This is a genomic window from Citrobacter sp. Cb031 (assembly GCF_030336725.1).
Classification (GTDB): Bacteria; Pseudomonadota; Gammaproteobacteria; order Enterobacterales; family Enterobacteriaceae; genus Citrobacter; species Citrobacter braakii.
In genome coordinates, this window is sequence record NZ_JAOWDA010000034.1 from 676,866 (window position 1) to 691,671 (window position 14,806).

Annotated in this window: 14 protein-coding genes; 13 read left to right on the forward strand and 1 reads right to left on the reverse strand. The window is 46.2% G+C overall.

All coding sequences use genetic code 11. The features are described 5' to 3' along the window. The first annotated feature begins 81 nt into the window (after nt 1-81). The 12 genes from OGV93_RS19695 to OGV93_RS19750 all read left to right on the forward strand — a co-directional run bounded on the left by OGV93_RS19695 (nt 82) and on the right by OGV93_RS19750 (nt 12,461). Nucleotides 82-1,272, forward strand: a complete 1,191-nt coding sequence (locus OGV93_RS19695; protein ID WP_046276354.1) for an MFS transporter — start codon at nt 82-84, stop codon at nt 1,270-1,272. After that, nucleotides 1,269-3,131 carry an FAD/NAD(P)-binding protein gene (locus OGV93_RS19700; RefSeq protein WP_047417694.1) on the forward strand — a complete coding sequence of 621 codons (1,863 nt, stop codon included), beginning with the start codon at nt 1,269-1,271 and terminating at the stop codon, nt 3,129-3,131. Before OGV93_RS19695 ends, OGV93_RS19700 begins: the two co-directional genes overlap by 4 nt. Next, nucleotides 3,121-4,461, forward strand: a complete 1,341-nt coding sequence (locus OGV93_RS19705) for a hypothetical protein (RefSeq protein ID WP_047417697.1) — start codon at nt 3,121-3,123, stop codon at nt 4,459-4,461. Before OGV93_RS19700 ends, OGV93_RS19705 begins: the two co-directional genes overlap by 11 nt. A gap of 14 nt (nt 4,462-4,475) precedes the next feature. Continuing rightward, a complete protein-coding gene (locus OGV93_RS19710) occupies nt 4,476-4,679 on the forward strand; it encodes a tautomerase family protein (RefSeq protein ID WP_287110031.1) in 204 nt (67 codons plus the stop codon). 146 nt (nt 4,680-4,825) lie between these two features. Next, entirely contained in the window at nt 4,826-5,455 is a 630-nt protein-coding gene (locus tag OGV93_RS19715) for a 2OG-Fe dioxygenase family protein (protein WP_016156404.1), read from the forward strand. A gap of 8 nt (nt 5,456-5,463) precedes the next feature. After that, nucleotides 5,464-6,696, forward strand: a complete 1,233-nt coding sequence (locus OGV93_RS19720) for an ATP-grasp domain-containing protein (RefSeq protein WP_075849150.1) — start codon at nt 5,464-5,466, stop codon at nt 6,694-6,696. Between the two features lie 35 nt (nt 6,697-6,731). Next, nucleotides 6,732-7,787 carry an AbrB family transcriptional regulator gene (locus OGV93_RS19725; RefSeq protein ID WP_047417713.1) on the forward strand — a complete coding sequence of 352 codons (1,056 nt, stop codon included), beginning with the start codon at nt 6,732-6,734 and terminating at the stop codon, nt 7,785-7,787. An 822-nt stretch (nt 7,788-8,609) separates the two neighbouring features. Continuing rightward, entirely contained in the window at nt 8,610-8,972 is a 363-nt protein-coding gene (locus OGV93_RS19730; RefSeq protein WP_287110033.1) for a RidA family protein, read from the forward strand. A 13-nt stretch (nt 8,973-8,985) separates the two neighbouring features. Continuing rightward, on the forward strand, nt 8,986-9,642 hold the full coding sequence (locus OGV93_RS19735; RefSeq protein ID WP_181545861.1) for a helix-turn-helix transcriptional regulator: 657 nt from the start codon (nt 8,986-8,988) through the stop codon (nt 9,640-9,642). After that, nucleotides 9,629-10,435, forward strand: coding sequence for a PhzF family phenazine biosynthesis protein (locus tag OGV93_RS19740; protein WP_094169031.1), 807 nt, complete (start codon nt 9,629-9,631; stop codon nt 10,433-10,435). Before OGV93_RS19735 ends, OGV93_RS19740 begins: the two co-directional genes overlap by 14 nt. Before the next feature lie 85 nt (nt 10,436-10,520). Next, a complete protein-coding gene (gene brnQ / locus OGV93_RS19745; protein ID WP_287110035.1) occupies nt 10,521-11,690 on the forward strand; it encodes a branched-chain amino acid transport system II carrier protein in 1,170 nt (389 codons plus the stop codon). Nucleotides 11,691-11,948: 258 nt separating this feature from the next. Continuing rightward, entirely contained in the window at nt 11,949-12,461 is a 513-nt protein-coding gene (locus OGV93_RS19750) for a GNAT family N-acetyltransferase (RefSeq protein WP_181634776.1), read from the forward strand. Between the two features lie 51 nt (nt 12,462-12,512). Here the strand turns inward: OGV93_RS19750 and OGV93_RS19755 are convergent, their stop codons facing one another. Continuing rightward, on the reverse strand, nt 12,513-13,403 hold the full coding sequence (locus OGV93_RS19755; RefSeq protein ID WP_016152950.1) for a LysR family transcriptional regulator: 891 nt from the start codon (nt 13,401-13,403) through the stop codon (nt 12,513-12,515). Nucleotides 13,404-13,575: 172 nt separating this feature from the next. Here OGV93_RS19755 and OGV93_RS19760 point away from each other — a divergent pair, with 172 nt between their 5' ends. After that, on the forward strand, nt 13,576-14,712 hold the full coding sequence (locus OGV93_RS19760; RefSeq protein WP_181634777.1) for an alpha/beta hydrolase: 1,137 nt from the start codon (nt 13,576-13,578) through the stop codon (nt 14,710-14,712). Nucleotides 14,713-14,806: the final 94 nt, after the last annotated feature.

The following is a 14,806-nucleotide window of genomic DNA, read 5'->3' on the forward strand; positions in this document are numbered from 1 at the left end:
TCGTCATTTTTATTAACTTTTTATTATCATTTCTTTATGTAACATAACAATCAAATCTGATTGACATATTGAGCCTGAAAAATGGATCTTGATCACAATGTTATTGGCCATCGCCAGTTGAGCACGGCTGTCTTCGGTATGATTGTTTTAACGCTGGGGATGGGAATTGGTCGGTTTTTATATACTCCGATGCTGCCGGTCATGTTGCATGAAGGCATTTTTAATTTTTCGCAATTATCGTTAATCGCAAGCGCGAATTACGCCGGATACCTGGTTGGCAGCCTCCTGTTCTCGTTTGGTATTTTTGGTGGCCTGAAGAATATCAAAACGATGTTAATTTGTGCTGCATTAGTCACCGGCCTACTTATTTTTGCGATGGCAGTAGTCACGCACCCTGATATAGTAATTGTTATTCGATTTTTCGCCGGTGTTGCCAGCGCAGGCATGATGATATTCGGGTCGATGCTTATGCTACAGCATACCCATAATCCGTTTGTCATTGCTTCTTTGTTTGCCGGCGTCGGGGTGGGTATTTTTATAGGCAACGAATATGTTATAGCCGGTATCGCATATGCATTAAATTCAAAGCTACTATGGATCGGCGCGTCAATCATTTCAGCTGTACTCTTCATCGCGCTGATTATCTTGCTGCCTGCAAATAAACACGTTCTACCTCCTCAGAAAAAAGCTTCGTCATCCGAGCCGAACATCCAGTGGTGGAATTTAGCATTGTTATATGGACTGGCAGGCTTCGGTTATATCATTGTAGCTACTTATCTCCCTTTAATGGCCCGGGGAGTGGGTAATGAATTTCTGGCCAACCATATCTGGTCTATTGTTGGCCTTGCCGTTATCCCAGGATGCTATGGTTGGTTATGGGCTGCACGCAAGTGGAGCATATTGTCCTGCCTGAGTGTTAACTTAATTGTGCAGGCGAGCTGCGTTGTGATGGCCTCGTTTATCCATTCCCCGCTTTTATTGACCTTGAGTTGTATTGGCTTTGGTGCAACTTTCATGGGAACCAGTTCTCTCGTTATGCCACTCGCGAAAAAGATTTCTGCACCACAGAAAATTAATCTTCTGGGTCTGGTGACGTTAACATATGGCATTGGGCAAATTGCCGGACCATTAATCGTGAGTGCGTTTCAGAACAATAAAAACGGGATGACTATTTCAATATTATCTGGCGCTTGTGCGTTATTTATCGCAGCAGGGATTAGCTATGTTCAACACAGCAAAGTTAAATACTCTCAAAGTTGGAGCAAAGAATGAAAAAGACAACCGTTGCTATTATAGGAATGGGACCTCGGGGGCTTAGTATTCTGGAAAGGATTTGTGCTCAGCATGCACAACGTAAACAGAATGAACATATTAATATTGTTATCGTTGATAAAAATGCGATGGGTGTAGGTGCGCACAGTTTATCGCAGCCCGACCATTTATTGGTTAACACCGTTGCTTGCCAGATAACATTATTTGGTGATGCAACGGTAAAAAATGCCGGATCTTTCCGTTCAGGGCCATGTTTTCATCAGTGGGCTAATGAGCAGGGCTATAAAAATGTTGATGGCCGTTATTTAAAAGACGTGGCTGGCAAACCAATTGACGCCAACGATTATTTACCTCGTCGATTATTAGGTGAATACTTAAATTGGTTTTATCACGAAATTATCAAAAGTTTGCCTGACAATATCTCGGTTACACAGATAAATCAGCAGGCCAACAACATTCTGATTCAGGACGATGCGAAGTCTATTATTGTCTTGGAAGACAGTCAGCGTGTGGTGGCCGATTACGTCTATTTAACCACTGGTCACAGCGACAACGCCAAAACGTTTGACGATCATCTTGTTGAACGATTTATTGCCAATAATTATAAGAAAAATGAACGCCTGGACTACTATTCGACTCCTTATCCAATAAATAATTTGAATAAAATAACAGCGGAATCAAATGTGATTGTTCAGGGTATTGGTCTGACTGCCTATGATGTCATTTCGCAACTCACTATCGGCAGGGGTGGAAAATTTAGCCGGGAAGATGGTGAGCTTCGCTATCATCCTTCCGGAAAAGAACCGGGTATTTTTATCTATTCACGTAAGGCTCTACCTTTTAGCAGTCGCGGCGCGAATCAAAAAGGCGTTTCTGGGCAGTACTCCCCACGCTTCTTAACGGCAATGGCTATCAGAGAATTGCGGTTGAAAAATGTGTTTGAGAAAGGATCTTCAAAAATCGATTTTCTTGAACAAGTTTTCCCCTTACTGCATAAAGAAATGTGTTATGCCTATCGTTCAACCCTAAATGGGCAGTGGTTAGATGCTGGCTCTTATGAACCGAGCGCTGAAGACATCGCGGTAATTGACAGTGTGCTTTATCCACATCAATCGCAGGAACATCTGAGTTTAAAGGATTATACTCAATGGTTTATGTATTTCCTGCGTAAAGATCTCCAGGAGTCTGAGGAGGGCAATGTCCATGGCCCGATCAAAGCGGCGACAGACATTATTCGTGATGTCAGGGATATTTTACGAGAAGCGATTGATAATTCAGGGCTTGAATCGCGGTCACATCAGTATTTCCTTGAGCATTTTAATCCTATTTTTAACCGCATTGCCGTTGGCCCGCCGAAGTTAAGAAATGAACAACTATTAGCATTAATGGAAGCGAATGTGGTGAGTCTGGCCGGTGGTAAAGATTCAAGGTTAGTATTGAACGACTGCGAAGGAAAATTCGAAGTTCACTCACCTTTTAAAGAAGAGAGTACTGAGATTCAGGCTGATGTTTTAATCAAGGCGAAAATTGCCAGTTTTTCGCCACTACATGACGCTTCACCGTTAATCAGAAATATGACAGCCAATGGTATTGTTCGTCCATTTATGAATGAGGGGTATCACCCGGGTGGGCTGGATATCGATCAATGCCAGCATCCTATTAATCGCATGGGGGAAGCGCAGACGACTTTTTGGGTGCTGGGCAATCCTGCGGAAGGCGCGAATTTTTACACCTACGTCCTGCCACGTCCGCTGGTTAATTCAAGATTCCTGGTTGATGCAGGCCGTTGTGTCGCAGATATGTATCATCAAATGATGGTGCGGCAGGCTCAGCCAGAGGTAGCGATAAATGCAGACTGAGCAAATCCAGGCCCGTGGCAAGGCGTGGCAATCATTGCAACCTGCGTTAGCGATAACATCATTGCTGGTATTTCTGTTCGCTTGTGCGTTGACGGATAAACATGCGGCGATGTCGGCTATTGCGGGAGTTACCGCCGTGCTCTACTTCGCATCGACATTTGCTTTCTGGTCAAAAAAATCATCCGCCAGAAGTGGTGTGATTATTTTTCTCTGCTCGATGATGTTTCTTCTTGCTACAAACAACCTGAAAGGCATTGTGCTCCCTGCAATTTTTTCGCGATATTTTGATGTGATTTTACTGCTTGTTGGTATTGCCTTATTACGACAAGTCATGGCCTCTCTTAATTTTACAGCTGTTCTGGGAGGATATTTTTCGCGTAGAAAAACATCGAACATGACTTTTGGGGTTACGTTATTGACGGCGTTCTTAACATGGCCAATGAGTCTGGGGGCAATATCATTGCTGCTCGATGGCCTCAAGTCAGTTATTGGGCCAAGATTCAACCTGGCAAAGATTATTACGCGCACCGTATGCATTACGATGGTACTGATGCCAACCACCATCGGCGCTGCTGCCGTTTGGGCGGCAATGCCTGACGTACCGCATCTTAAGGCGATGCTGGTGGGTATCCCTCTCTTTTTATTCAGTATCTTGTTCAACCAAAGCGCAAAAGTGACGGTAATCGCTGAAAACGAGACGGTGACACCCAGCCGTGATGGGATGCGGTATATCCTGCTATGTGTAGGTCTGTTCTGGGGAGTATTCATTTTTTCATTAACGGTACTGAATCTTAATTCACTGCAAAGTATTGCCTTTACAGCAGTTGTGCTCTTTGTTGTCGATCATCTGGTTAAAAAGGATAAACCCTGGGCTGAGCAATTAACTGAATCAGCACAGAATATATCCGGTGAGGTATTGTTGCTTTTAAGCTGTAGTGTGTTGACCTCAGTTTGTTGGCTGCTTTTTTCCCATGTACCTGAGGGTATCACTGCTTATGTTGGCGGGCTGACAACGTTGCAGATCTACGCGATTATTTTGTTCATCGTACCGCTTTTTGGTTTATTAGGTATCCATCCACTGATTATCTTTAGTATCGCATGGTCGATATTTTCTGATTATCTTACGGGGGGGATGGTTGATTATCAGATATGGATTTGCTTATTTATTGCAACTCAGCTTATTTCTCCCGTATCGATCAATGCTATTTTCGCCGCAAACAGTCTGAATGTATCACCCAGTAACACCAGTTTTAAAATGCACTACGGTTATGTTCTATCGTTTAATCTCTTTGCACTTGTTTATCTTGGTGCAATGTCAAAAATTATCTAATAAAAGGAGTTCATATGCCCTACGTAAATATTAAAATTACTAATGAAGGTGCTACCGAACAGCAAAAGAAAAAATTAATGGAGGGAGTGACACAACTATTGGTTGATGTCCTGAATAAAAACCCCTGCACAACCATCGTGGTCATTGATGAAGTGGAGACTGATAACTGGGGAATTGGTGGCGTGCCAGTGACGGAGTTACGTAAAAAAAGCAAGTAGAGTTATTTAAAAAGTAAGGAGCCTGCCTCCTTACTTTTGCCCATAGATTATCAGTATAAAAGAGTCTGCAATATTATTTATTGTTGGATATGCATTTCATATCTTATAAGTAGACTGCTCAAACTACCGTATTAAGGACGTTATCTATGCACGCCTATCATCATATTCGACTGGGGAAGACTTCAGCGAAAGTCAAAAATAGTTTTGATGAATTACTACCCGATCCATGGCTTAAGGCTGAAGATGGTATTTTTCGGTTCAGAAGTTACATGCAGGCCAGGGCCGGACGTGAAAAGTATTTTGATCTGTGCGCAGTGGGTGAGTTTTTTCAAGCGGAAAAACTGAACAATTACGCTGGCGGTATTGCAAGAAAATACCCAGAAATAAAACAAGACGTTGCTGAAGAAGTGATGAATCTGGTGTTTCGTAAGCTTTTGCCATTGCTTCCAGACACGACTTACAATATTGGCATTCATCAAATAAGAATAACGACAGATGACCGAAGGCCTGGATATCCCGCTCCAGAGGGTATTCATAAAGATGGTTTTAAGTACATTGCAATCTATTGCAGCGAAATTGAGAATGTGACTGGTGGAGAAACCACGCTTATTCCTAATCATGATGGGGGCAATGATGCCTCTACGTTCAAACTGCATGCGGGCGATGCAGTAATATTCAATGATGTGAATTATCAGCATTATACCGCGGCAGTGGTTCCTTTGTTGCCAGGAAAAGGTTATCGGGATGTATTTGTCATTACATTTGATATTGAATGAGAAAAACAATGAATATCTTGCTGTGTCCACCAAAAATTATTTTTCAGCACTCACGTGAAGAGTGGCAGTCATTGCAATCAGTGGCCCCGGTTCTGATTGCAACGTGCGCAAGCCAGATCGATAATATTCTTGATCATATGGGGGCAGGTTTTTCTTTCCTTTTTTATGAAAACTTTAATGATAATCCCTTCGTGGAAATGGATATTTACCACTACGCCCAAGACAATAAAGCAACGGGTATCTTTTACCTCGCCGAAATCGATGTTCTGAGGGCCGCGCGAATCAGCGATCGTCTGGGTTTGACACACGACCGTGAAAAAAAGGCCATGTTCTTCCGTGATAAATTTATGATGAAATCGCTTGTTCAGTCTCATCAGTTAGCGGTTCCTGCTATGGCACGCGTCGACAGTGCGACTGCGATGGCGCGATTCATTGCCGAACAGGGATATCCCTGCGTCATCAAACCTAATGATGGGCGTGGATCACAGGGCGTGGTGGTTCTTAAAAATGAAGGCCAGCTTTATAAATATCTGGCGCAGGTTAAGCCGCCAGAGTATCACAATCTGCTCATTGAAAAATTTATCGAAGGCGAAGCTTATCAAATTAATGCGTTGTATTTAAAAGGAAAGGCAATATTTGTTTCTGCATCTCGTGCAACCGTCTCCTGCCTGGATTTTCTATCCGGGAAAACATTAGGTCTGGTTATGGAAGATGACACGCCGCTGCATCGTAAACTGATTGCCTACACCAAATATCTTGCTGAAGAGGTTTTTCCAACGGAAGAAAACGCATTGCTTCACCTTGAAGTTTTTGTTGATAAAGATAACAACATTATTTTTGGCGAGCTTGCTTGCCGATTAGGTGGCTGCTTTGTCAATGAAGAATTAGGGGCCGCTTTTGGTCTTGATCCTCGAATGACCTGGCTTAAAGCCAGTTTATGCGAAATCTATCCGCAGGATTTATCGCAAAGACAACCCGTTTTACGGGTTGGCCAATTAAATGTGCCGCCTGCACAGGGCACGCTCCTCTCTATTGCGGAAAAATGTCCATTGCCTTTTGTGGTTAAATATCGGGCAACAGGTGTCGTCGGCCGCCAATATGACGCGATGAAATTAACAAATGGCGAGATCGTGAGTGCTATTGTTCAAGCGGAGTCCAGCCGGGAAATACACGAACGTCTTGATGCATTGACCCAATGGGTTGCTGAAAATACCCTTTGGGTTAACGAAACCGTTCACTGAGTATTTAACACTCCCGGTAGCCAGGAGAAAGGTGTATGAAATTATTGTTAGGTTTTGCTCTTTGTATCCTGGCTGGGTTGGGTTTTACCTATTGCAACGTTCCGTTAGGTATGATGTTTGGCCCCCTTATTACCGTGCTGGTGTTAAAACGTACCGGTCTTTCTGTGCCAGTACTGCCGGGCAGCCTGACGGTGATTCAACTCTCTCTTGGTACGTCAATTGGTCTTTTATTTCGCGATTTTTCTTTTGGGGCGCAAGGAAATATCGCATTTTTACTGGTGTTGTTATTAGTATGCTTATCCCTGCAATTCACCGCATGCTACTTGTGGTGTATTCACCGATTACGTTGGAGTAAGGAAGAGGCGTTATTGGGCGCCGTTCCGGGGGCAATGGCAGCGGTATTAGCGCTAGCGTCCCATGTTAAAACGCCGCCGCAAAAAATTATCATTTCGCACTCGCTACGGCTCATCACATTGACCTTATTTGCCGGATATATTACCGGCGGTGCGCAAACCCATATGGCCATGCCGCCTGTATTGTTTGCAACGACTAATGTGCTCTGGCTATTGGGTATTGTCTTTGCGGGCTATGTGTTGGGCAAATGCCTTGAACGCTTCCACTTTCCTGCGCCCTTTATGATCACGTCGTTGCTTTGTGCAGCACTCCTGCACCCTTTGTCATCTCAGACTGTGTTTTTTCCCGATATTTTCAATCAGTTCAGTATGATCCTGATGGGCATATTACTGGGGCATCATTTTATTGCGTTTACGTTGACTGCATTTTTGCGTCATCTTTGGTCTTCAATACAGCTCATTGCTATTGGACTGGGTGTGACGGTCATGATGGCATTTACAGCGGCGCATCTTCTGGATTATCCATTTTATTTATTGATGCTCTCCTGGGTTCCCGGGAGCGTGGAATCAATGTCCTTTGCGGCACTGGCGCTTAACGCGAATGCGAGTTTTGTGATGGCAAGCCATATTATACGCATGTTGCTCATCCAAACGATCCCTGCAATAGTTATCTACCGCAAAAGAGAGGTTATAGAAGGTAATAGCGCTAAAACCAGTAAGCCGACGAGGCCGCTGTAGGGGGTTATGACCTCCGTTATGAGCATAACGTTCGTTGCGAATTTTATACAGCTCATCATGAACAGCCCGTAGGTGGACAGGGAGATCATTCCGCTGGAGAACGCAAGTGCCATTGCTTTTGGCGAACAAACGTGCGTAGCTGACCACAAAAGCGGTTGTTAACATCTCCTGTTCCATCATCGATTCAGTAGTGATTTCAAACTTGGTCGTACGAAGCCGACGATAAATGTAACTAAGGCTTGTTGTAGTAGGTATTACCTTTATAAGTCTAATCAGACTTTCAATCTCTTTATCGCAACCGCTAATAATCTCCGCCCCTTTCTTCATTATTTGTTCAAAAGGCGCTCTTAGATCAGCTGGTAATTTGCTAAAAAATTCTTCAGAGACGCTGTAATAGTCGTTGCCTTCAAAAATAGGAGGTGGTGACATAGCCATCTGGGTAAACCCTGTGTTGAGAAATTGCACCATTTTCAAACTAACTGGCGGTGTAAGTATCCCTGCAAAACGAATCATTCACTTTTATAGAGCTTCCGACAGACTGCTTTTGTGCTTACGAGACTAACTTCCGCTCCTCGCCCAAAACGGACATTCGTTCAGTTAGCTTATCCGATCAGTACCAGAAACAGACGAGCTTGTCCTTACAGAACTTAAACGCGGGTCAGAGCATGTCCCATCCCGTCAACAAAGCATCTGTCGATGCTCAGCTAGTGGCGATGCATGAAAACCACAAAATCAACAAATGTTTAAAATAATAATTTTGTTTAATTTAAAATAAAGTCATGCTACCGTGCTACTACACTTTCTTTAGGGCAAATCTGACACATGTCTATCGTACGCTACCCCTCGACCAAGCCTTTTCCCTTTTCAGACGCCGTGCAGGTGAACGGGTTTGTTTTTCTTTCAGGCCATGTCGCCATGAGTTCCGAAGGTGAACCGTTGTATGGATCTGTCACCCAGCAGACCCGGCATATCATGCACGCCATCCGGGAAACTCTGGCGCGGGCGCGAACGACGCTGAACCACATTGTGAAAGTCCAGGTTTGGTTAAGCAGCATGGAGCACTTTAGCGAATTCAATGTTGCTTACAGCGTGTTCTTCCCGGAAGGTTTCCCCGCAAGGAGCGTCATCACCAGCCACCTCGCATTTGATTTAGACGTCGAAATAGAAGTCCAGGCCGTTGTCTGATGGAGAGAGCAAAATGAAAGACGAACGTGAACGTTTAATCACTATTTTGACGGCTTCGCTTGAGGCATTGAGAACCACGCTTCCCTTAAACACAGAAGCGGTTCTGCATGACCTTACCCGCCCCGAATCGTCCGTGATAAACATCATTAATGGACACGTCAGCGGCAGGAAAGTCGGTGATGCACTGTTGTCCGGCCCGGAAAATGACACGGGATTCTTAGGTTTACTGGATGCTTCGCAGCGTGTTCCCAGTCAGGTATTCAGTGGATATACCACCACCACTCTCTCTGGCACCACGTTGAATAGCGCATCGACGATTTATTACAGCAAGGACGGCGTGCCGTTAGTGGCTTTTTGCATTAACGTCGATATGGATGTGGTATCAAAACTCAAACGCGACCTGGATTATTTACTCCATCCGGCCGCCGCGGCTGAAACGCCGGAAAATCCGCTAGGTGATATTCAGGATAAATCTCTGGATGACGTTATTTCGAAATTCAGACCCACGGGTTCAGAAAATAAAATTGATTTCAGAAAACGGGTTATTTCTGAAATACATGCTCAGGGCTTTTTCAAGATTAAAGGCAGCGTTAATCATGTCGCTAAAGCGCTGGGCGTCACCCGATACACCGTTTACAACTATCTGGATAAATTAAATGACAAAGTCTGACACCACAGTAATTCCTTTTTATCAGGTTGATGCTTTCACCTCTCAACCTTTTGGCGGCAACCCGGCGGGCGTTTGTCCGTTAACTGAGTGGCTGCCTGACGCTGTTCTGCAAGCCATCGCCACGGAGAATAATCTTTCTGAAACCGCGTTTTTTGTGCCGTTCGAGGAGGGTTATCACCTGCGCTGGTGTACGCCTGCGGTTGAAGTGGATTTGTGCGGTCATGCCACTCTCGCTGCATCCTGGGTGCTGTTCAACAAGCTTGGCTACCAACAAGAAACTATCAGCTTCCACACCCGCAGCGGCCTGTTGACGGTGAGTAAGAACGGGGACGAACTCTGCATGGACTTCCCGGCTAAATCGGCCATAAAGATTGATACTCCTGATGGGCTGCTGGCAGCCCTTGGCATTACCGACGGTGTTATCGGGGTGTGGAAATCGGACGATCTGATTGTACTGGTCGATGACAAAACCATCATCGACGGGCTTAATCCTGACTTCAACAAGCTGGCGGTATTCGACACCCGCGGCGTGATCGTGACCGCCGCTGATAACCAGTTTGATTTTGTGTCCCGTTGGTTCGGCCCGCAGGTCGGCGTGAACGAAGATCCAGTCACCGGGTCGGCACACACTTTCCTCGCCCCGTTCTGGGCAGCGCGTACGGGTAAAAATGTCCTGACCGCTCAACAAGGCGGGAAGCGTAAAGGGGCGTTGCGCTGTGTAGTTCGGGATGACGGGCGCGTGGAATTGCATGGCTTCGCTCGTATGACCATCGAAGGAATATTCCAGTTGTAATGACGATGTATGACCGGAACGGTGACTGAGCAGATAATGACCACGCCTTCCAAAGCATGATGTTTATATAAAATAAGAGTTAATAATGACAGCAAACACCAGACTTTCATTGCCAGAGACAATGGCTCTTGGCGGGATGACCCTTGCGCTTTTTTTGGGTGCAGGCAATATTATATTCCCGCCGCTGGTCGGCATGCAGGCTGGCGCAAACGCCTTTAATGCAGGCTTTGGCTTTATCATCACAGCGGTTCTGTTCCCGGCGCTGGCGATTATTTCCCTTGCCATTAATGGCGGTGATATCGCGGAATTAACGAAACCCTTAGGCAAATGGCCGAGCCTGATTTTTATTGGCATTTGCTTTTTAACACTGGGGGTTTTATTTGGTACGCCACGCACCGCGACGATTAGCTACGAGGTCATCACCGATGGCGCAGCTAGTTCCCTGATGCAGAAGATTATATTTTCCGCCGCGTTCTTTGGCCTTGCTGGCGCGACGCTGGCTAAGCCGGGAAAACTGCTGGAAATCGTCGGTTTCTTCCTTTCGCCCATTAAAATTAGTGCCCTGATTTTTATCGGCATATGTGCCTGGTTACATCCGATTGGTGACCTCACGACCGCCACAACCGCGTATCAAACTCGCGCGTTCGATACAGGGTTCGTCAACGGTTATCAGACCCTGGATGTGATCAGTGCGCTGTGCTTTGGCGCCATTATCACCCACACGCTTAAACAGCGCGGGATCCACCATCCGCGGGGCATCTTTACCCATTCCATCGCCGCAGCCTTTATCGCCGCTGCAGGTCTGGCCGTGATTTATATCTGCTATCTGTCGATGGGGTCCCACAGCCCGGTGCGGGGCGCAACAAACGGTATGCAGGTGATGAGCGCCTATGTCGAGACTGTTTTTGGCGTTTATGGCCGGGTGTTGTTGGCGGCGATCATTACCCTCGCCTGTCTGGTCACGGCCATTGGTCTGACGACCGGAACGGCGCGCTATTTCAACCAGACGACCGGTGCGTCTTATGGGCTGCTGGTGACGCTCTCCCTGATGGTGTCAGCAGCACTTGCCGTGCTGGGACTGAATTCCCTCACCGCAATGGCGGTTCCCGTGCTGTGCGCCATTTACCCGGCTGCGCTGGTCGTGGTCGCGCTGGGCATCGTTAGAAAATGGACAGACGTGCCGACGAATCTATATCAGTTGCTTTTCTATAGCGCCCTGGCAGTGGGAATAATGAGCTTGTTTGTAAAATCCTGAATGAACAGCCGCAAGTTCGGAAGATGTCTTTTCATTTTCGCTCAAAGCAGACCAGGCAATCAGTTGGCCTGTCTGCTTCGAGCCAGAAGCTAACATCGATAAAAAATAACTTAATGGTCGAGCTCCACCAACTTCAGACCTTAGATTGCGTATTCAAAGTTTGAGGGTAAGACTGTCACAACGGACATGTAGACTTAACAGGCCGTATATATTACAAATTTAATATCACTTTTCTCTCATAAAGTAAGGGCCTATCCCATGTCTTTAATCATACGACAAGCAACATTAGCCGATTCGGCATTACTAAATGAGCTTGGCTACCGCTTCTATACTGCGCACTTTAAGCATATGTGGAAGTCAGAATCAGAATTTGATAATTATTTGGAGGGTGAATATTCACTTCCTGTTATTGAGCAGAGTATTAATGATAAAAACATTAGCTGGTATATAGTTGAAATCGAGCAGCCGATTGGTTTTGTGAAGTTGACATGGCAAGCAACTGTCCCGAATACAGACATCAGCGGTGTTTTACTTAATAAACTCTACCTTGCCCCAACCAAAACGAATCAGCATTACGGTCAACTAATGTTTAATAAAGTCATAGATATTGCCCGAAGTCAGGGGAAAAAATATTTATGGCTGGAGGTTCTTGAACAAAATGAACGTGCTCAAAAATTCTATAAAAAGCAGGGAATGAAACACATCAGCGACATCATTTTCGAAACAAATTCACAGAGGAGCATACTCAAGTTAATGGGGATGTGTATATAAGGCCCGCACCTCGCTCAGACCCGTTACCCTGACACGTGTGCAGCCTGGCCTTCATTCATAAATTCTCAGTGTATCGATAACTGCTCGCAGAGCGGGAGACACATTGCGGTGCGGATAATAGAGAAATGAGCCTTCCAGGCGTTGACTGTAGCGTTGTAAAACTCTGATGAGCGAACCCTCTTCTAAATCATCGGACACCAGTTCTTCCGGAACATAAGCCAGCCCCAGCCCCAGTCTGGCGGCTTTGGCTTCCATATAACTGTCAGCAAAAGCCCATTGTCCCTGCGGCTGATGAGTTATTTTTTTACCATCCTGTTGAAGCTCCCATGTATAGAGGCTTCCATCGCCAAATTGATAAGCGATGCAGGGATGAACCGCCAAATCTGCCGGGACTTGTGGAAAGCCATAGCGGCGAAAGTGTTCTGGCGTACCAACAATGGCCATCTCCATGTCGGGGGAAATACGGACCGCTATCATGCCACCGCCAACTTCCGGTCCGAGACGTACACCGGCATCGAATCTTTCCGCAATAATATCGACAAACCGACTTTCGCTAATGAGTTCCAGCCGGATGTCAGGATAGCGTTGCTTAAACACCGCAAGCTTTGGCAGGAGCAGTTTATCAATAGCGTGCTGACTGGCATTAATCCGTACCGTACCTGACGGGGACTGGCGATAATGGGCCAGCGTGGCAAGCCCCATATCTAAAGCGTCGAATCCTGACTCAATAGTCCGGTAGAGTTGTTCGCCGGCATGGGTGAGCGATAGCCTACGCGTAGTGCGAGCCAGAAGCTGAACGCCCAGTCTTTCTTCAAGTTCGCGTACGGAACGGCTTATACCTGATTGTGCCAGGCCGAGTCGTTGCGCCGCAGCGGTAAAACTCCCTTCCCGCACCACCTGCATGAACAGGTATAAATCATTATAGTTTTCCCGTTTCGCCATCACGTTTCCCTCGCTATCGCATCACCATTTAGAACAATATGGTATTAATTCTAGCAATTTTACCCCTCTAATAAGCACTATTACTGCTCACTATAATGCTCGCATTGCAACAAATCACAGCAGTGTTGTCCGTATGAAACCTGTATCTATCACGTTTTATGAGGGGATTTTGATGACTGCCTTCACCAAAAAACTGACAGCCGCGATACCAGCCATGCTGCTCTGCGCATCATTAAGTGGAGTTACAACGATGAGTTATGCCAATACAACCAATCCGAACGCGCCAGTTTCACTGGTCGAGACATGGGATAAAACCTTCGCTAAAAGTACGAAAATTAATCACCGTAAAGTAACCTTTCAGAACCGCTTCGGGATCACCCTGGTCGGTGATCTCTACATTCCAAAGGATCGCGGCGAGCGCAAACTGGCGGCCATTGCCATCAGCGGGCCTTTCGGCGCGGTGAAAGAGCAGTCCAGCGGTCTGTATGCGCAGACGTTGGCTGAGCAGGGATTTGTTACCCTGGCTTTTGACCCTTCATATACGGGGGAAAGCGGTGGCTATCCGCGTAACGTTGCCTCTCCGGATATCAACACCGAGGATTTCAGCGCGGCTGTTGATTTCCTTGGCCTGCAAAATGAGGTTGATCGAAATCGTATCGGATTACTGGGTATCTGCGGATGGGGCGGGATGGCCTTAAACGACGCCGCGATGGATACCCGCGTGAAAGCAGTGGCGACCAGCGTGATGTATGACATGAGCCGTGCGATGGGGCATGGCGTAGGTGATGGTAAAGACCGTTATACCACTGCGGATCGTCGCGCCGTATTACAGTATCTGAACGCACAGCGCTGGGAAGATGCGAAGAACGGAGCTTTCGCGCCCGGCGGGCATGACATTTATGTTGATGAAAAGGGGGACGTCAGTACGTCGAAACGTATTCTGCCAGAAACGTTACCCGCAAATCCTAATCCGGTTCTGAAAGAATTCTTTGATTATTATCGCATGCCGCGTGGTTTCCATGCGCGTTCGGTCAACTCAACCGGGGCCTGGAATGCGACGATGCCGCTGTCATTTATGAATATGCCACTGCTGAGCTACGCCAATGAAGTCACTATCCCCACGCTTATCGTGACCGGCGAAAAAGCCCATTCACGCTATTTTGCTGAAGATGCCTTTAGGGCGATCGGCAGCAATGAGAAAGAGCTGGTGATTGTGCCGGGGGCAAATCATGTTGATCTGTACGACAACGTTGCGGGTAAGATTCCGTTTGCTAAATTTGAGCAGTTTTTCAATACCAACCTAAGATAACCGCCCCAAGCCGCCTGATATTTGCAGGCGGCTGTAAATCGCCTGCAGATCATTTTCATCCATGTTTTGACGTGATTTCCTGAATGACGTCTGT